Source organism: Streptomyces sp. NPDC041970, from assembly GCF_055588985.1.
The window spans coordinates 66,478-87,213 of sequence record NZ_JBVJCD010000006.1; the positions used below are offsets into that span (position 1 = coordinate 66,478).

Genomic DNA, 20,736 nt, shown 5'->3' on the forward strand with positions numbered 1-20,736 from the left:
ACCGGCGACGGGCTCGCCGCGCGCCTCGGCGCCGTACCGGCACGCCGCCGCCTCCTCGACGAACTGCTGCGGCAGTTGGCGCGGGGCGGCCGCCTCATCGAGCACGACGGCCACTGGACCCCGGCCGACCGCCCCGTCCCCGGCGATCCGGAGGGCGACCTGGCCGCCCTGTGCGCGTCCCGGCCCGCCCTGAACCGCTTCGACCGGCTCCTGACCCCCTGTATGCGCGGCCTGTTCGGCGTGCTGCGCGGCACCGTCCGCGCCACCGACGTGCTGTTCCCGAACGGATCGACCGCGCTCGTCGAGGGCGCCTACAGCGGCAGCCCCGTCGTGGACCGCGCCAACGAACTCGTGGTCGGCGCGGTCCTGGACGGCGTACGCGACCGCCGGGGGCCCCTCACCGTCCTGGAGATCGGCGCCGGCACGGGCGGCACCACGGCCGCCGTCCTGCCGGCCCTGGCGGCCTCCGGCGCGGACGTCTCCTACGTCTACACCGACATCTCCCGCGCCTTCCTCCAGCACGGGCGCGAGCGGTTCGCCGCCGAGCACCCGTTCGTCCGCTTCCAGCGGCTCGACATCTCCGCCGACCCCACGGCCCAGGGGTTCGCACCCGGCTGCGCCGACCTGGTCGTGGCCGCCAACGTCCTGCACGCCACCCCCGACGTGGTCGCCACCCTGCGCGCGGTAGCCCGGCTCCTCAAACCCGGCGGTCGGCTCGTGCTCAACGAGGCCGGCAGCAACGTCCTGACCGCCACCCTCACCTTCGGCCTGCTCGACGGGTGGTGGCTGCACCGGGACGCCGAACGGCGTCTGCCCGGCTCCCCGCTGCTGTCGGCGTCCGGCTGGCGCACCGCGCTGCGGCTCGCCGGTTTCCCCCGCAGCCGGGCGCTGCCCGCCGACGAGGCACTGACCCAGCACGTCGTCGTGGCCCACGCGGCGCGGGACACGACCGAGGCGCCTACCGCCGAGGCGCGCACGGCGGAGTCGCACACGGCCGCACCGGCCCGCCGGGCGAGCCCGCAGCCCGAGGCCGCCGCGCCGCCCCCCGCGTCGCCCGCGCCGCCCGCCGGGGAGGACGCCGCAGACGCCGGGGCCGCCGGGGACGCGCTGACCGAAGCCGCCCGCGCGTACGTGAAGGACGCCTTCGAGCAGGTCCTCCAGATACCCCGCGACCGGATCTGGCTCGACGAGACGTACGAGAACTTCGGCGTCGACTCGCTGACCGTGCCCCGCATCGTGGACGTCCTGTCCGAACGCATGGGCGACCTGCCCGCCACCCTGCTCTTCGAGCACCCGACGGTCCGCGAGGTCGCCGACCACCTCGTCGAACGCCGCGCCGACCGGGTACGGGAGCTGCTGCCCGCGCCGCCCGCACCCGCTCCTCGGGCCGCCGCGCACGCCCCCGCCGCCCCTCCCGCCGCCCCCGGCCACCGCGTCGCGATCGTCGGCGTCGCCGGCCGCTACCCCATGGCCGACGACCTGGACGCCTTCTGGGCGAACCTGCGCGCCGGCCGCGACTGCGTGCGCGAGGTCCCGGCCGACCGGTGGGACGCCGACGCGCTCGGTGACGCCGACGGGACCCCCGTCAGCCGCTGGGGCGGTTTCCTCGACGGCATCGACGCGTTCGACCCCCGCTTCTTCCAGATGTCCCTGCGCGAGGCCGAGCTGACCGACCCCCAGGAACGCCTCTTCCTGCAGACGGCCTGGCACACGCTGGAGGACGCGGGCTACACCCGCGCCCGGCTGCGCGGCAGCAGCGTCGGCGTGTACGTCGGCGTGATGTACGGCCACTACCAGCTCCTGGAGGACGAACGGGGCCTGGCCGGAGGCATGGGCTACGCCTCGATCGCCAACCGCGTCTCGTACGCCCTCGACCTCCGCGGCCCGAGCCTGGCGATCGACACCATGTGCTCCTCCTCCCTGACGGCGATCCACCTCGCCTGCGAGGCCCTGGCGTCCGGACGGACCGACTACGCCCTCGCCGGAGGCGTCAACCTGACCCCGCACCCCCGCAAGTACCGCCAGCTCGCCGCCGGCGGTTTCACCGGCCCCGGCGGACGGTGCCGCAGCTTCGCCGCCGACGGCGACGGCATGGTCCCCGGCGAGGGCGTCGGCGCCGTCCTGCTCAAACCCCTCGCCGCCGCCGAGCGCGACGGCGACCGCGTACTCGGCGTGATCATCGGCAGCGCCGTCAACCACGGCGGGAAGACCGGCGGATTCGCCGTGCCGAGTCCGAGCGCCCAGAGCGAGGCGGTCGCCGAGGCGCTGCGCGCGGCCGGCGCCGAACCCGCGAGCGTGTCGTACGTGGAGGCGCACGGCACCGGCACCGCCCTCGGGGACCCGGCCGAGATCGCCGGACTGGCACGGGCGTTCGGCGACCTCCCCGCCGGATCGGTCGCGCTCGGCTCGGTGAAGTCCGCCGTCGGCCACCTGGAGTCGGCCGCCGGCATCGCCGCGCTCACCAAGGTGCTGCTCCAGATGCGGGCGGGCGAACTGGCCCCGTCCCTGCACGCGGACACGCTGAACCCGGCCGTCGACTGGGACGCCGTGCCCTTCCGGGTGCAGCGCGAGGCGGAGCGCTGGACCGGGGCCGCCCCGCTGCGGGCCGGGGTCAGCGCCTTCGGGGCGGGGGGCTCCAACGCCCATCTGGTCGTGGAGGAGTACCGGCAGGACGAGCCGGTCCCCGCCCCCGCGGGCGACGTGGTCCTCCCCTTCTCCGCCCGTGACGCGGACGCCCTGCGCCGAGTCGTCACCCGTACGGCGGCCTGGCTGCGGGCGTCCGAACGGCCCGCCGCCAGCCCGGAGGCCCTCGCCGCCGCGGCCGGCGTGCCCGTCGGCGCGGTGGACGAACCGCTCGACGAACTCGGGCTGGACCCCGCCACCCTGGTCCGCCTGACCGGCTCCGGCGACCCGGACCGACCGCTCGGGGATCGCGCCGGGACGACGCTGCGCCGGCTCGCCGCCCGCACGGGCGCCGCTCCCGCCGTCGACCTCGTACGCCTGGCCCACACCCTTCAGACGGGCCGGGAGGCGATGGCCCACCGCCTCGCCGTCGTGGCACGCTCGGCGGAGGAGCTGGCCGACGCGCTGGAAGCGTTCCTCGACGGCCGGCCGGTCGGCTGCACCGGCGTCGTGACGACGGAACCCGGTCCGGCCGCCGTGCCCTCGCCGGCCGACCCGCACGACGTGGCGCGCCGCTGGGCCGACGGCGAGGTCTTCGACTGGACGGCCGCCCACCGGACCCCGGTGCGCCCGCTCGCGCTGCCCGGCTACCCGTTCGCCCGCATCCGCTGCTGGATCGACGCCGCGGCCCCCTCCGCCGGACCCGCACGCCCGGCCGGGCCGGTGTCCGCCGCCGGGGCCGCAGCCTCCGCCGGGGCCGTGCCCTCCGCCGGACCCGCGTCCCCCGTCGAGCCCGCGCCTTCCGCCGATTCCGCCGGCTCGGCCGATCCCGCCCCCGAACGGGCCCCCGGCGCACTCGACACCGTGCTGCGCCTGCTGGGCGAGCTCACCGGCTACCCCGTCACCGACCTCGACGCGGCGGACACCTTCCACCAGCACGGCCTGGACTCCCTGAGCCTGATCCGGTTCGCCGACACCGTCGCGACGACCTGCCGCGTCCCCCTGGGCCCCGACCAACTGCTCGCCACACCCACCCCGGCGGCGCTCGCCGCGTGGCTGGAACGCGAACACGCGCACACCGCGACCCCGGCCCCCGCTCCGGCCCCTGTTCCCGCCCCCGCTCCTCCCGCGACAGCCCCCGCTTCCGCCCCCGCTCCTCCCGCGACGGCCTCCGCGGATCCGCCGCCCACCGGCGCCCGGCCCGCCGACGACCCGGTCGTGATCGTGGGGATGGCCGGAATCCTGCCCGGCGCGCGCGACCTGGACGCGTTCTGGTCCGCGCTGCGGCGGGGCGGCGACCTCATCGGCGACGTGCCCGCCGACCGCTGGGACGCCGGGGCGCACTACGGCGATCCGGCTCGGGGCCCCGACCGTACGCGGGTCGCCCGCGGCGGCTTCATGCCGGACATCGACCGCTTCGACCCGCTGTTCTTCGGCATCTCCCCGCGCGAGGCCCGCTGGATGGACCCCCGCCAGCGCCTCCTGCTGCGCACGGTGTGGACCGCGCTGGAGGACGCCGGCATTGATCCGGCGGCCCTCGCGGGCACCGACACCGGCCTGTTCGTCGGCGTCGGCTCCAGCGAGTACGCGGAGCTGGTGCGGCGCTCGGGCACGGCCGCCGACGCCTACTCCGCGACGGGCCTGACCCCGTCCATGCTGGCCAACCGCGTGTCGTACCACCTCGACCTGCGCGGCCCCAGCGAACCCGTCGACACCGCCTGCTCCAGCTCGCTCGTGGCCCTGCACCGCGCGGCCGAGGCCGTCCGGCTCGGGCACTGCGGCACGGTCGTCGCCGCCGGCGTCAACCTCATGCTGTCGCCCCTGACCTTCGCCTCCCTCGAACGCGCGGGGATGCTCAGCCCGGACGGCGCCGGCCGGGCCTTCGACCGGGACGCCGCCGGGTACGTGCGGGGCGAGGGCGTCGGAGCCGTCGTCCTCAAACGGCTCAGCCAGGCCCTCGCGGACGGCGACCCCGTACTGGCCGTGGTGCGCGGCACCGCCGTCAACCACGGCGGCCGGGCCAACTCGCTCACCGCCCCCAACCCGCGCGCCCAGGCCGACGTCGTCGTACGGGCCCACCGGGCGGCCGGGGTCGACCCGAGGACCGTCGGCTACATCGAGACCCACGGCACCGGAACGGTCATCGGGGACCCCGCCGAGACCAACGGCCTGCGCCAGGCGTTCGACGAGCTGTACCGCGACTGGGGCCACCCCGCGCCCACCGCCCCGCACTGTGCCCTGGGCGCGCTGAAGAACACCATCGGCCACCTCGAACCCGCCGCGGGGATCGCCGCCGTCCTGCGCGTCCTGCTGTCGATGCGCCACGGCCGCCTCACCGGCGACCCGCACGGACCCGAGCGCAACCCCCACCTCGGGCTGGAGGGCACGCCCTTCGAGATCCTGGAGGGCGCGCGCGACTGGCCGCCCCCCGCGCCCGGCGTGCCGCGCCGGGCCGGTGTGAGCGCCTTCGGCTACGGAGGGGTCAACGCCCACGCCGTCCTGGAGGAGTACCGGCGCCCCGCCCCCGAGGAGCCGCCGACCGACGGCCCGGCCGTGTTCGTCCTCTCCGCCCGCGACCCCGAACGGCTGCGCGCCTACGCCAGGGCGTTCGTCGACACGCGGGACGCCTGGCGGCACGACCTCGCCGGCACCGCCCACACCCTCCAGACCGGCCGCACCGGCCACGCCGAACGCCTGGCGTTCGTCGCCCGGTCCGGGGACCACGCGGTGGCCGTCCTGCGGCGCCACCTCGCCGGCGACCACGACGGCGTCCACCTCGGCCGGGTCGGCCGCCATGCCGACCGGACCCCCTTCACAGGCCCCGACGAGGAGACCGCTGCCGCCTGGGTCCTCGGCCGGACGATCGACTGGGCCGCCCGCCGCACCCGCACACCGGTACGCCGGTCCCTGCCGACCTACCCGTTCGCGGCGGAGCGCCACTGGTTCACCGACGCCGATACCGGCGCCGAAGCCGACGCAGGCACCGGCCCTGACGCCGACACCGCGACGCGTCCGGAGAGCGGCCCGACCGCCGGCCCACCGACCGCCGCCACCGCCACCGGCGGCCGGGCGATCGAGGAGCACGCCCCCGTCAGCCTCTACACCACGGCGTGGACGCCCGAACCCGTGCCGCCCGCCGCCCCGTTCACGGGCCGGGTGCTGGTCTTCGGCGACCTGCCGGTCCCCGGCGCCGTCCACGTCCGGCCCGGCTCGGCGTACGCCGACGACGGCACGGCCGTCACGCTGCGCCCCGGAGAACCGGAGGACTACCGGCGGCTGCTCGCCACACCCGCGGACCGGGTCGTCCACCAGTGGGCGCTGACCGAACCGGACCGGCCGGAGTGCGCCACCGAGTCCGTCTACCTCCTGGTCCAGGCCATGACCGCCACCCGCGCAGCGACCCGCGTCCACGCCCTGGCGCCCGACGACGCGATGGCGGAGGCGTGGGGCGGGTTCGACGTGTCGCTGCGCGCCGCCCTCCCCGGCACGGCCTTCTGCGTCGTACGCGTCACCGGCCCGGTCGAACCGGCCGCCCTCGTCGCCGAGGTGACGGCCGGACGGGTCGGCGCGCCCGCGGTCCGCCTGACGGCGCGGGGCCGCACGGTGTCCGTGCCCGAACCGGTCGCCCCCCGGCCCGCCGCCCCCTCCCCGCTCCGCCCCGGCGGCGTCCACCTCGTGACCGGCGGCGCCGGCAGGCTCGGCCTGCTGCTCGCCCGCACCCTGCTCGCGCGCGGCGCCCGCGTGGCCCTCACCGGCCGCTCGCCCGCCGCCCACCGCACGCGGGAACTGGCCGAACTGCACGCCCTCGGGGACGTCGCCTACGTCCAGGCGTCCGTGGACGACCCCGACGCGATGGCCCGCGCGGTGGCCGCCGCCAAAGAGCGCTTCGGCGCCCTGCACGGCGTCTTCCACCTCGCCGGGACCGCCTCCCGCACCCCGCTGCCCGGCAAGGACCTCGCCGAGTTCCGGTCCCACCTGCGCGCCCGGATCGAGGGGACCCGCGTACTGGACCGGGTCACCCGCGACGAACCGCTGGACGTCTTCGTCCTGTACTCCTCCCTGGCCGGCCGCCTCGGCGACTACGGCCTGGTGGACTACGCGGTCGGGGCCCGCTTCCTCGACGGCTTCGCCGAGGAGCGCGCGGCGCTGTGCGCGGCGGGCCGCCGCTCGGGGCGCACGGTCTCCATCGACTGGCCCCTGTGGCGCGACGGCGGTATGCACGTCGACCCCGTGGACGAACGCCGCTACCTCGCCGGCACCGGCTTCCGCTACCTGGAGGCCGACGAGGGGCAGCGCCTCCTCGACCTGGCGCTGCGCCTGGACCACCCCCAGATCGCCGTACTGCCGGGGGAGCCGGAGCGGATGCGCGCGCTCGTCGAGGCCCAGCGCGTCCGCGAGCGGGAGGCCCCCGACCGCCCGAGGACCGGCGCCGCACCCGCCCCGGCATCCGGCGACCTCCTCGCCGATCTGCGGGCACTGGTCGCCGGACTGGTCGGCATGGCGCCCGACGCCCTCGACCCCGAAGCGGGGTTCGGCGAGTACGGACTGGACTCCTTCGGACTCCAGTCCCTGTCCGCCTCCCTGGAGCAGCGCTACGGCGCGAGCGTGCCGACGACGACGCTCTTCGGCGCCAACACGCTCGAACGGCTCGCCCGCCACCTCCTCTCCGAACACCCCGCCCTGCCGGGGCCGGTGGGGGAGCGGGAGCAGCGCCGGGATGCAGAAGAGCCCCCGGCCCCCGCCCCGACTCCGGGATGCGCCCCCGCTCCAGGCAGCACGCCGCCGCCCGCCGAAGGGCCCGCAGCCGCCGGGGAGGCGGCCGCCGACGCCATCGCCGTCATCGGCGTGTCGGGACGGTTTCCGGGCTCACCGGACCTCGCGTCGTTCTGGCGCAACCTGGCCGACGGCCGGGACCTGATCACCGAGACCCCCGCCGACCGCTGGGACTGGCGGGAGGTGGGGCAGCGCTACGGCGGGACCGCCCGCTGGGGCGGCTTCCTCACCGACGTCGACCGGTTCGACGCACGGTTCTTCAGGATCTCCCCGGCCGAGGCCGAGGCGATGGACCCGCAGCACCGGCTCTTCCTGGAGGAGACCTGGGCCGCGCTGGAGGACGCGGGCTGCCGCGCCGACCGGTTGGCCGGCCGCCGCGTCGGCGTCTACGCCGGGGTGCAGTTCAACGACTACGAGACGATGATCCTCGGCGGCGGACGGCTCAACCCCCACGCCGGCACCGGTCTGGCGCGGACCATGCTCGCCAACCGCGTCTCCTACCTCCTGGACCTCAGAGGGCCGAGCGAGAGCATCGACACGGCCTGCTCCAGCTCCCTGGTGGCCCTGCACCGCGCCGTGCGCGCCCTGCGCGCCGGGGAGATCGAACTCGCCGTCGCCGGGGGCGTGAGCCTGGTGCTGACGGCGCAGACCGTGGTCGCCGGCAACCAGCTCGGCGTCCTCTCCCCGGACGGCCGCTGCAAGACCCTCGACGCGGGGGCCGACGGCTACGTGAAGGGCGAGGGCGTCGGCGTCCTGGTCCTCAAACCCCTCGCGCGGGCCCTCGCCGACGGCGACCGCGTGCACGCGCTGATCCGGGGCAGCGCCGTCAACCACGGCGGCCGCGCCTCCTCCCTGACCGCGCCCAACCCGCTGGCCCAGGCCGACCTGCTGGTGGACGCCTACACCGACGCCGGGGTGCCGGTCGAGACCGTGTCCTACGTCGAGCTGCACGGCACCGGCACCCCGCTCGGCGACCCGGTGGAGATCGACGGCCTCACCCGAGCCCACCGCGCCCTGGCCCGCGGCCCCGCGACCTCCTGCGGGATCGGCGCGGTCAAGAGCAGCATCGGCCACCTGGAACCCGCGGCGGGCGTCGCGGGGGTCGTCAAGGTGATGCTGGCCATGCGCCACCGCACCCTGCCGCCCACCCTCCACCTGGACACCCTCAATCCGCTGATCGACCTCACCGGGACGCCGTTCCGGCCGGTGCGCGAGACCGCCCCCTGGGCGCCCGCCGACGCCGACGGCGCCCCCCTGCCCCGGCGCGCCGGCGTCAGCTCCTTCGGCTTCGGGGGCGTCAACGCCCACGTCGTCCTGGAGGAGGCGCCGCCCGCGCCCCGCGCGCCGGCCCCGGCGGGCGAGGCGGACCGCGAGGTGTTCGTCCTGTCCGCCCGCGACGAGGACGCCCTGCGCCGCTACGCCTCGGCCGTCGTGGACCTCCTCGACACCGGGGCGCCGTCGGCGGCCTCGCTCGCGTACACCTCCCAGACCGGCCGGGTCCCCATGGCCGTACGGCTCGCCCTCGTCTTCGCCTCCGCCGCGGAGCTGCGCGACCGCCTGACCGCCTTCCTCGCCGGCGACCTGCCCTGCGGCCGCGCCGAGGGGGACCACGCCTGGCTGACCGAGCCGGAGGGCGCGGCCCACCTCGCCCGGTTGGCCCGCGAGGGCCGTCTCGACCGGCTCGCCGCGCTCTGGCAGAGCGGCGCACCGGTCGACTTCGCGGCCCTGCGCGGCGACCGGCCGCCGCTCGTCTCCCTGCCGACCTACCCGTTCGCGCGCGAACGGCACTGGCTGCCGGAGCCCCCCGAGCCCCCGGCGGAACCGGCGCGCCCGCGGGAGTCCACTTTGCTGCTGGTCAAGGACTGGGAGCCCGCACCGCTGCCCGCCGGCCGACTGCCGGACGCGGTCGCCGTGCTGGTCGGCGCGGAGAGCGAACCGCTCGCCCGGGCGGCGTTCGGCCCCGGCGCCGCCCTGGTCCGTCTGGACGGCGACCCCAGCGCCCTCGCACGGATCGCCGAGACGGCGGGGGAGACGGTCACGGTGATCGACGCGGTCGACCTGACGGCCGAACCGCTCGACGACGTCCACGTCGACGGTGACCGGATCGCCCTGCTGCGCGAACTGATCACCGCACACCGCACCCGAGGCCTCGCCTACCTGCACCTCACCCACGGCCTCACCCGGTTCCGGGCCGGCCGCCCCACCCTGCGGGGCGCGGCGCAGGCGGGCCTCGTCCGGATGATCACGGCGGAGTACCGGGGGGTGTTCGCCCGCACCCTCGACCTCGACACCCTCGAACCGGCCGCCGTACGGGCGGCCGCCGCCGCCGAACTCGCCGCCACCGACCCCGTGACCGAGCCCTGCGTACGCGGCGGCGTACGGCACCGCCCGGTGCTGCGCCCCGCCGACCCGGCCCCGGCGTCGGCCGACTGGTCGGCGGACCTGGCCGGCCGGACCGTGGTGATCACCGGCGGCACGGGCGCGCTGGGGCGGCTCGTCGCGGCCCGCCTCGTCGAGCGCGGCGCCGACCGCCTCCTGCTGCTCGGCCGCACCCCCCTGCCGGCCCGCTCCACCTGGCCGGCCCTCATCGCGGATCCCGGCGCCGACCCCGCCCTCGCGGCGCGCCTGCGCGACCTGGCGGCTCTGGAGCGCCCCGGCGTACGGGTCATGACCGAGGCGGCCCCGCCGCACCGGATCGCCGAGGCCGTCGACCGGGCCCGGCGCACCCTGGGGCCGATCGCCGGCCTGGTGCACTGCGCGGGGCTCGGAGTGATGCGCGACCCGGCGTTCGTCGGGAAGCGGATGGAGGACGTACGGCAGGTCCTGGAGCCGAAGACGACCGGGCTGCGAGCCGTCCTCGACGCGTGCGCGGACGACCCGCTGCGCTTCGTCGTGCTGTACTCGTCGATCGCCGGGCAGGTGCCGGCGCTGGCCGCGGGGATGAGCGACTACGCGCTGGCCAACTCCCTCCTCGACCGGGTCGCCGAGCACCGGGCCGCCACCGGGCGCCGCGTCGTCAGGTCGATCCAGTGGCCGAGCTGGCGGTCGGCCGGTATGCCCGAGGCGGACACTCCCGCGTACCGGCACCTCGGCCTGCGCGCCTTGGACCCGGAGACCGGGCTGGCCCTGCTGGACCGGGCCATGAGCGGCAGCGATCCGGTCGTGCTGCCGTGCGTCGTGGACCCCGCCCGCTTCGACGCGGCCACGCTGCTGGCCGTACCCGCCCCCGAGCGGCCGGCGGGCCGGGCCCCCGCCGCCGCGCCCGGCGGGCCGGGCGGCGCCCCCGCCGTACCCGAGGCGGGCGCGTCCCCGGCCGGGGACGACCTCGTACGCCGGGTGCGCGAGGTGGTCGCCGCCACCCTGCACCTGGACCCCGACGGGGTCGGACCGGACGAGGACTTCGCCGACCTGGGCGTGGACTCGATCATGGTCGCGCAGATCCTGGCCGCGCTGGAACGGGAGTTGGGCGTCGTCGCCGAACCCTCCGCCGTCATCGAGAACCCCACCGCGACCCTCCTCGCCGGAGCGCTGCGCGACCGGGTCCCGCCCGCGCCGGCCACCCGGACCGCTGAGGTCGCCGAAGCGGCGACGCCCACCTCGGCGCCTCCCGTGCCCCCGACCCCTCCCGCGGCTCCGACCCGACCGGCCCCCGAGGTCGCCCCGGCCGACGACGCCGTCGCCGTGATCGGCCTCGCCGCCCACTTCCCCGGCGCGCCCGACCACCGGGCGTTCTGGCACAACCTCGTCACGGGGACGGACTCGGTGACGGAGGTGCCGCCGTCCCGCTGGGACCCCGAGCGGTTCTGGCGGCCGGACGGCCGGCCCGGCTCCACGGTCAGCAAGTGGGGCGGATTCCTCGACGGCATCGAGGACTTCGACCCGGAGTTCTTCCGGCTCGACCCGGCGGGCGCGGAGCACATCGACCCCCTGGTGCGCCAGGTCCTGGAGACCGGGGCCGAATGCCTGGCCGACGCCGGTCTCGCCCCCGAACAGGTCGCGGGCGGGCGCGCGGGCGTCTTCGTGGGGGCGCGGGCGGCGAACTTCGGCGCGCACCACCGTGCCACCGGGCCGCAGGCGATCAGCGGACTGGCCCAGAACTTCATCGCCGCGCAGCTCTCCCACTACCTGGACCTGCGCGGGCCGGCCGTCGTCGTCGACACGGCCTGTTCGAGCGCGCTGGTCGCGGTCCACCTCGCCGCCCGCGCCCTGCGGTCCGGCGAGGTGGACCTCGCGTTCGCCTCGGGCGCGGAGATCCTCCTCGACGAGGTGCCCTACCTCGGGATGAGCGCGGCCGGAGCCCTGTCGCCGTCCGGCCGCTGCCACACCTTCGACGAGCGGGCCGACGGCATCGTCCTCGGCGAGGGCGCGGGAACGCTGCTGCTCAAGCGCCTGTCCGACGCGATCCGGGACGGCGACCGCATCCACGCGGTCGTCGAGGGCAGCGCGCTCAACAACGACGGCCGCACCATGGGGATCACCACACCGAACCCGCGTGCCCAGCGGGAGGTCGTCGAGGCGGCCTGGGCGGACGCCGGCATCGGTGCGCGGGATCTCGGCTACGTGGAGGCGCACGGCACGGGCACCATGATCGGCGACCCGATGGAGCTGAAGGCGCTCTCCGAGGCGTTCCGCGCCTCCACCGACGCCACCGGCTTCTGCGGCGTGGGCAGCGTGAAGACCAACATCGGGCACACGCTCAGCGCGGCCGGCATGGCCGGGCTGATCAAGGTCGTGCTGTCGGTCCAGCACGGGCGGCTGGCGCCCACCCTGCACTGCGCCACCCTCAACCGGCGATTCCGCTTCGAGGAGTCGGCCCTGTTCCCGGTACGGGAGCCCCTGCCGTTCCCCGACCACCGCGACACCCGCCGAGCGGCGGTCAGCTCCTTCGGGTTCGGCGGCACCAACGCGCACCTGGTGGTGCGCCAGGCCCCCGGGGGCCTGGCGCCCGCGCGCGGCCCCCTGCCCCCGCCGCGCTACCGCCGCCGGCGGTTCTGGTTCGACCGGCCCGCCGCACCCGCGCCCGCCGCACCCGTACCGGCCGAGGAGCCGCCCGCCGTGCCCGTATCCGCGCCCGCCGCATCCGTGCCCGAGCGGGTGCCGGCGGACATGCCCGCGCCGTTCTTCGAGCTCGATTTCACGGCCGTGCCGGAAGGAGAGAGATGACAGCGCTGGATGGCCTGACCTGCACCGTGGTGGTGCGCGGAACCGACCCGGTCCTGCGCGACCACCGGGTGCACGGCACGCGCGTCCTGCCCGGCGTGTCGTTCCTCGACATGATCCACCGCATCCTGCGCGCACGGGGGGTCGACACCGGCCGGGCCGAGCTGAGCCGCGTGCTGTTCCGCAACCCCGTCGCGGCCGGGGCCGACTCCACCACCGCGCTGCGCTTCGTGTTCACCGCGGACGGCGACGGCCACCGCGTCACGGTGACGGGGACCCAGCCCCCCTCGGGGCGGACCGAACCCGTCCTGGAGTGCCGGCTGCGCCTGCACGCGCCCTTCCCCGAGCGGTCCGTCGACCTGGCGGCGCTGCGCGCGGGGGCCCGCCGCACCGCCGACATGGCCGAGCTGTACGCGACCGTGCGGCGCACCGGCATCGAGCACGGCGACTTCATGCGGGCCCGCGGCACCCTGCACGTCGGCGACGCGGAACTGCTGGCGGACCTGTCGCTGAGCCCGCAGGCCGCCGCGTACGCCGACTACTTCCTCGTGCATCCGGCCGCGCTGGACTCCGCGACCCTGCTGCCGACCCGGTTCGCCCCTTCCCCGACCGGCTCGGAAGCGCGCCCCTACATCCCGCTGCTCATCGAGTCGTTCCGGGCCCGGAGCCCTCTCGGCCCCCGCACCCTGGTCCATGCCGTCCCGCCCCGTCAGGTCGGCCCGGACGGCGACCTCACCGTGTGCGACCTCCAGTTCCTCGACCCGGACGGCCGGGTGTCGGGATGGCTGCGCGGGCTGACCTCCAAACGCGTACGCACCGAGGAGTCCATCACCCGGCTCGGCGGCCCCGACCCGGACCGCCGGCCGGCCGGGGCGGCGGCCGAGGAGGTGGTGCGCGACCTGCTCGCGGCGCGCCTGCGGGACCCGGAGTTCGACGAGCGGGCGGGCTTCTACGAACTCGGCCTGGACTCCACGGCGCTGCTCGGCATGGCCGCGGACCTGGAACGGGTCTACGGCACGGACTTCTCCCCCACGCTGCTGTTCGAGCACAACACCTTCGCCTCCCTGGTCGGGCACCTGGGGGAGTACCGGCTTCCGCACGGCGTCCGGCCCGCCGGGAACACGCCCTCCGCGCCCCCGTCCGCCGACCCCCCGACCAGCACCCGCGCGGTGGACGGGCCGAGCGGCGGCGGGCCGGGCGAACCGCCCGCCGACGTCGTCTGGTTCGCACCGCGCTGGCGGGCGGCCGCCCTGCCGCCCGCGCCGGAGCGGCCGCCCGCCCCGGTGCTCACCGTCGACACGTCGACTTCCCGCGACTGGGACGCCCTCCTCGCCGCCTCCGACGCCCGCGACGTGCTGTGGACCCCCGCCCACCCGCAGGACGTCGAGGAGGAGGCCGCCGCCCTCGTCGCGTTCGCCGCCGCCCTGCCCCGCCACCCCCGCGGCCCCGTCCGGCTCGTCTGCCGCGTCCCGGACGGGCCTCCGGCCGCCGCGTTCGCCGCGCTGCTGCGCACCCTGGGGGCGGAACAGCCCCGCGTACGGGCCGCGGTGGTGCGCTCGCCGTACGCCGCCGACGCCCTGGCCGAACTCGCCGCCGGCCTCCCCGACGCCGACGTGCGGTACGAAGCGGGCGAGCGCGGCGTCCGCGAGGTCCAGCCGATCCCCGCTCCGAGGGACGCGGCGCGACCGCGCGAACGGGGCGTGTACCTGATCACCGGCGGCCTCGGCGGCGTCGGCCTGGCACTGGCCCGGCACCTGGCCCGCACCGTACGGGCCAGGCTGGTGCTGTGCGGCCGGACGGCGACCGCCCCGGCCGCCGAGGGACGGGTCGCCGAACTGACCGCCCTGGGCGCCGAGGTCGCCGTCCTCGCCGCCGACGTCACCCGCGCCGAGGACGTCGCCCACGCGGTCGAACACGCCCTGACGCGGTTCGGCGCCCTGCACGGGGTCGTGCACGCCGCCGGAGTCCTGCGCGACGGGCTGATCGCCGGCAAGGACGCCGACGACGTCCGCGCGGTGCTGGCTCCGAAGGTGACCGGAGCCCGCCACCTGTACGAGGCCACCCGCCGGCTCGACCTGGACTTCCTGGTGCTGTGCTCCTCCACGTCCGCCGTCTGGGCCAACATCGGACAGGCCGACTACGCCTGCGCCAACGCCTTCCTCGACGCCTTCGCAAAGGGGAAGCCGGGGGTGGTGTCGATCGGATGGCCCGCCTGGGCGGACGGCGGTATGCCGGTGGACCCGGCCGCGCTGCGCTCCCTGGGGCTGACGCCCATGGACACCCCCACGGCGGTGGACGTGCTGCTGCGGGCCGTGGGCGGCGGCCGACCCCACGTGGCGGCCCTCGTCGGCTCGGCACCCCGCATCACCGCCCGCTTCACACCGGAACCGGACGCCGCGACGCCCGAGCACGTCGACCGCGCCACCGCCGCGCCGCCGGGGCACGCCGACGACCGCTCCACCGCCGCTTCGGTGGAGCACGACGACCGCGCCACCACCCCGACGCCGGAGCGCGTCGACCGCACCACCGTCGCAAGGGCCGCCGGCCTCCCCGACGACGACGCCGTGGCCGTCGTCGGCATCAGCGGCCGCTACCCGAAGGCCCGTACGCTCGACGAGTTCTGGGCCAACCTCGACGGGGGCCGCGACTGCGTCACCGAGGTGCCGCCCGACCGCTGGGACCACCGGGCGATCCACACCGACACCAAGGGCGTGCCGGGACGCTCGTACGGCCGGTGGGGCGGGTTCCTCGACGGCGCCGACGAGTTCGACGCCGGGTTCTTCCACGTCTCGCCGAACGAGGCCGCCGTGCTGGACCCGCAGGAGAGGCTGTTCCTCCAGGAGGCGTGGCACGCCTTCGAGGAGGCGGGCCACGCGCCCTCGGCCTGGCGCGGCCGGGCCGTCGGCGTGTTCGCCGGGGTGATGTACAACCAGTACCAACTGCACGGCGTCCGCGACGAACCGGGCCTCGTCCCCTCGTCGTTCAGCGCGTCCGTGGCCAACCGGGTCTCCTTCTTCATGGACCTGAAGGGGCCGAGCATCGCGCTGGACACCATGTGCTCCTCGTCGCTCACGGCGATCCACCTCGCCGTCCGGGCGATCCGCGCCGGGGAGTGCGAGGCGGCCCTGGCCGGGGGTGTCAACCTGCACGTCCACCCGAACAAGTACCTGCTGCTCAGCCAGTCCTCCTTCCTCTCCACCGACGGCCGCTGCCGGGCCTTCGGCGCGGGCGGTGACGGATACGTGCCCGGCGAGGGCGTCGGCGTCGTCCTCCTGCGGCCGCTGCGCGACGCCCTGCGCGACGGCGACCACGTGCACGCCGTGATCCGGGGCACGCTGCTCAACCACGGCGGCCACACCGGCGGGTTCTCCGTGCCCGACCCGGCCTCCCAGGCCGCCCTCGTCGCGGATGCGCTGACGGCGGCCGGCGCCGACACGGCCGACATCGGCTACATCGAGGCGCACGGCGCCGGGACCGCTCTGGGCGACCCCATCGAGATCGCGGCCCTGGAACGCGCCTTCGACCGCGTCGGCGCGGGCCGGGGACCCTGGCCGGTGGGGTCGGTCAAGACGAACATCGGCCACCTGGAATCGGCGGCGGGCATCGCCGCCCTCACCAAGGTCGTCCTCCAGATGCGCCACCGCCGCCTCGTGCCGTCCCTGCACGCCGACACCCTCAACCCGGCGGTCGACTGGGCGGCTTCGCGCTTCCGCGTGCAGCGCGCCGCCGAGCACTGGGCGGTGCGCGAGGGCGCGCCCCGGACGGCGGCCGTCAGCTCCTTCGGCGCCGGCGGCGCCAACGCCCACCTGGTCCTCGCCGAACACCCGACCCCGCCCGCCCCGCCGCGGCCGGCGCGCCCCCGGCTGTTCGTGCTCTCGGCGAAGGACGCCGACCGGCTCGACGAGGCGGCCGCCGCCCTGCTGGCCGCCCTGGAACAGGCGGGCGGGCACGGCCCCGACGCCGCCACCGCCGTGGACGCGCTGGTGGCCGACATGGTGGGCTCCTCCGCCGACCCGCGCGAGCCGCTGTCCGAACTGGGCCTGGACTACCCGCGGCTGGCCGATCTCGAACAGCGCGTCGAGGAGGTCTTCGGCATCCGGCCGAGGATCGACGGCGCGACCACCCCGGCCGCCCTCGCGGCCCGCCTCGCCACGGCCGCCCGCCCCCTCGACCCGGCGGCGCTCGCCTTCACCCTGTGGGCCGGACGGGACCACTTCGAGGAACGGCTCGCCGTCGTCGCCACCACGACGGCCGAACTCGCCCACGCCCTGCGCACCGGCGAGGGCCGCCTGCGCGGCCGACGCCGCCGGGGAGCCGCACCGCCCCCCGACGGCACGGACCTGCACGGCCTGGCCCGGTCCTGGGTGCGGGGCGCGGAGATCACCCTGCCCCAGCAGGAGCCGCCGCGCCGACTGTCCCTGCCCGGCTACCCGTTCGCCCGGCGACGCCACTGGATCGGCACCGCCCCCACCCCGCCCCGCCCCGGCGCACACGCCCCGGCCGAACGGGTGGAGCTGCTGGACCGCGACGTGTTCACCGCACGCCTGTCGACGACCGAGCAGCCCTGGCTGGCCGACCACACCGTGGGCGGCGACGCGCTCGTCCCCGGCACGTACTTCGTGGACCTGGCCCTGGACGCCGGCGCCCGCCTGGGCTGCCCGCGCGTCGCGGAGCTGATCACCCACACACCGCTGGCCGTCGGCGACGCCGACCTCCGCCTGGTCGCCGCCCCGCCCGCGCCCGACGGCCACCGGCCCTTCACGGTGCACGCCCGCACCGCCACCACACCGTGGACGGAGCACGTGACCGGCGTCCTCGCCCCCGACGCCGACCCCGCCCCCCGAACCCCGCCACCGCCCGCCGGCGCGGACGAGATCGACGTCACCGGGCTCTACGACACCCTCTCCGGCTACGGCCCCGCCTTCCGCGGCCTGCGCCGCGCCTGGCGGACCGAGGACGCGGTCCACGCCCATGTCGCCGTACCGGGGACCGCGCCGTCCGACCCCGGCGCGGCGGCCCACCGGCTCCACCCGGTGCTGCTCGACGCCGCCCTCCACGCGGTGGCCCTCGGCGGGGCCCTCGACGGCCGCCGCCCCCGCCTGCCGTTCGCCTGGACCGGCGTGCGCGTCCACGCCGCGGGGGCGACCGCCGCCCGCGCCCGCGTCGCGCACCTGCGGCCCGACCTGGTCGAGGTGCACCTCGCCGACGCGGACGGGGCCCCGGTCGCGTCCGTCGAATCGGTCCTGCTGCGCCCGGCCGGCGCCCCCGCCGACCCGCTGCACCGGGTCGAGTTCCTGCCGGTGGACGTGGCCGAGCCCGCCCCCCGCGCCCGCTACGCCGTTCTGGGCCCCGACCCGGACGGGCTCACCGCCGTGCTGGAGAAGAGCGGCGCCGAAGTGGTCCGCGCGGACCGCCTGGCCGCCCTGACGGAGGTGACCCCCGTGGTGGTGTGGCCCATCGCCCCCGACGCGCCGGCGGACTGCGCGCCGCCCGCCGGCCGGACGGCCGCCGCCGTCCACGCCCTCACCCGCGAGGTGCTCGACGTGGTCCAGCGGTGGCTGGCCGACGCCCGGTTCGCCGGGGCACGCCTGGTGCTGGCCACCGCCCGCCCCGGTCCGGTCACCGCCGCCGCCTGGGGACTGGTGCGCTCCGCGCAGTCCGAGCATCCGGGCCGGTTCACGCTCCTCGACGCGCACGACGCCTCCTGCCTCCCGCGCGCCCTCGGCTCCCGGGAACCCCACCTCCTGCTCAACGGGGGACAGGTGCGGGCCGCCCGCCTGGTCCGCGTCCCCGCCGCCGAGCCCCCGGCCCCGGCGCCCCGGCGCGGCACCGTGCTCGTCACCGGCGCGAGCGGCGCCCTCGCCGCACCGCTGGTCCGCCACCTCGTGCGCCGCCACGGGGTGCGCGACCTGCTGCTGGTCAGCCGCACCGGGCGCCTGCCCGCGGGGCTGGGCGCACTGGAGGCCCGTGTGGAGGCGGCCGCCTGCGACGTCGCCGACGACGCCGCCCTGGCGGCGCTGCTGGCCGGCCGGGAGGTGACGACGGCGGTCCACGCCGCGGGCGTGCTCGACGACGCGGTCGTCACCGCCCTCGACGCCGCACGGCTCGACCGGGTGCTGCGGCCCAAGGTGGACGGCGCGCTCAACCTCCACCACCGGCTGCCCGACGCCGAACTGGTGCTGTTCTCCTCCCTGGCGGGCGTCCTCGGCGGACCCGGCCAGGGCAACTACGCGGCGGCCAACGCCTTCCTCGACGCCCTCGCCGTGCAGCGGGCCGGGGCGGGGCAGCGGGCCGTGTCCGTGGCCTGGGGGCCCTGGGCGGTGGAGACCGGGATGGCCGCCGACCAGGACCGGCTCGCCCGAGGCGGCATCCGGCCCCTGCCCGTGGACGCCGCCCTGGCCCTCCTCGACGCCGCCCTCGACGGCCCCCACCCCGCGGTGACCGCCGCGCGCCTCGCCCCCGGCCCCGCCGCCCCGGTCCCGCCCCTTCTGCACGGCCTCCTGCCCCCGCCGCCCGCCGCGCCCGGCCCGGAGGCCGACCTGGCCGACCTGGCCGGCCTGCCGCCCGACGAGCTGCGGACCCGGTTGTCGGCGCTGGTGCGCGGACAGGCCGCGGCCGTGCTGGGCCACCCCTCGGGCGCGGCCGTCGAGCCCGACCGCCCCTTCCAGGAACTCGGCTTCGACTCCCTCAGCTCCATCGAGTTCCGCAACCGGCTCGGCGCGGCCCTGGGCCTGTCCCTGGAGGCCACCTTGGTCTTCGACCACCCCACCCCCGCCGACCTGGCCGCCCACCTCGCCGGGCGGTACGGCGGCGAGGAGGAGGCCGGCGACCTGCCCGCCCTCTTCGCCGCGTTCGACCGCCTCGCCGCCGCGCTCACCGCGACGGCGACCGACGACACCGCCCGCGACCGCACCGCCGACCGGGTCCGCGGCCTGCTCGACGCCCTGACCCCGCACTCCCCGGCGGACCCCGCCGACGCCTTCGCCACCGCGGGCGACGACGAGGTCTTCGCCCTGATCGACGCCGAGCTCGGCGCCCCGCCGCCCCGACCGGAGGACCGCACCCGATGACCCACGAGGACAAGCTGCGCGACTACCTGCGACGCGCCACCGTGGAGCTGCGGTCCGCCCGGCAGCGGCTGCGCGACCTCCAGGAGCGCTCCGCCGAGCCCGTGGCGATCGTCGGCATGGCCTGCCGCTATCCGGGCGGCGTCGAGACGCCCGAGGACCTGTGGACGCTGGTGTCCGAGGGCCGCGACGGCATCACCGGCTTCCCCCGCGACCGGGGCTGGGACGTGGACGGCCTCTACCACCCCGACCCCGACCATCCGGGGACGAGCACGGTCCGCGAGGGCGGCTTCCTGCACCGCGCCGCCGACTTCGACGCGGCGTTCTTCGGTATCGCGCCGAAGGAGGCCCTGTTCACCGACCCCCAGCAGCGGCTGGTCCTCCAGACCTCCTGGGAGGCCGTCGAGCGCGCCGGACTGGACCCGGCCGGCCTGCGGGAGAGCCGTACCGCCGTGTTCACCGGCGTCATGCACCACGACTATCCGGGGGCCCAGGGCGCGGGCAGCGTCGTCTCGGGGCGGGTGGCCTACCACCTCGGACTGCGCGGCCCGGCCCTCACCCTGGACACCGCCTGCTCGTCCTCGCTGGTCGCCCTCCATCTGGCCGTACGGTCCCTGCGGCGCGGCGAGTGCGACATGGCCCTGGTCGGCGGGGCCACCGTGATGGCCACGCCCGCCGCGTTCGTCGAGTTCAGCCGCCAGCGCGCCCTGGCCCCCGACGGGCGGTGCAAGCCGTTCGCGGCCGCCGCCGACGGCACCGCGTGGTCGGAGGGCGTCGGCGTCCTCGTCGTCGAACGCCTCTCCGCCGCGCTCGCCGCCGGACGCCGCGTGCTCGCCGTCGTCCGGGGCACCGCGGTCAACTCCGACGGCGCCAGCAACGGCCTGACCGCGCCCAACGGCCCGGCCCAGCGGCGCGTCCTGCGCGAGGCCCTCGTCGACGCCGGCCTCACCCCCGACCGGATCGACGCGGTCGAGGCCCACGGCACGGGCACCCCGCTGGGCGACCCCGTCGAGGCGCAGGCCGTGCTCGCCGTGTACGGCGGCGAGCGCGCCGCCCCCCTGCACCTGGGATCGGTCAAGTCCAACCTCGGGCACACCCAGGCCGCCGCCGGGGT

3 protein-coding genes (2 of these 3 cut by a window edge) are annotated in these 20,736 nt (G+C 77.2%); all 3 read left to right on the forward strand.

Annotated features, from left to right (window positions below; translation table 11 throughout):
• Tightly spaced (each overlapping or abutting the next), the 3 genes in view from ACZ6EJ_RS05455 to ACZ6EJ_RS05465 form a layout consistent with a single transcriptional unit that may run on beyond the window.
• Positions 1 to 12,558, forward strand: the 3' portion of a protein-coding gene (locus ACZ6EJ_RS05455; RefSeq protein ID WP_469264814.1) for an SDR family NAD(P)-dependent oxidoreductase. Its footprint begins 7,137 nt before the window's first position; 12,558 of the gene's 19,695 nt are visible here — the last part of the coding sequence; its start codon lies beyond the left edge, outside the window; it ends in the stop codon at positions 12,556 to 12,558.
• Complete coding sequence (locus tag ACZ6EJ_RS05460; RefSeq protein WP_469264815.1) at positions 12,555 to 19,625, forward strand: SDR family NAD(P)-dependent oxidoreductase; 7,071 nt, start codon at positions 12,555 to 12,557, stop codon at positions 19,623 to 19,625. Before ACZ6EJ_RS05455 ends, ACZ6EJ_RS05460 begins: the two co-directional genes overlap by 4 nt.
• A protein-coding gene (locus tag ACZ6EJ_RS05465) for an SDR family NAD(P)-dependent oxidoreductase (protein WP_469264816.1) crosses the window boundary here: on the forward strand, positions 19,622 to 20,736 show its 5' end (the start). Its footprint extends 8,101 nt past the window's final position; the window shows 1,115 of its 9,216 coding nt (coding positions 1-1,115); its start codon is at positions 19,622 to 19,624; the stop codon falls past the right edge of the window. The genes ACZ6EJ_RS05460 and ACZ6EJ_RS05465 overlap by 4 nt, the downstream gene beginning before the upstream one ends.

What these genes read in the sequence shown, in the direction of transcription:
- ACZ6EJ_RS05460 (WP_469264815.1), top strand. Translation starts at nt 12,555, where the DNA reads ATGACAGCGCTGGATGGCCTGACCTGCACCGTGGTGGTGCGCGGAACC.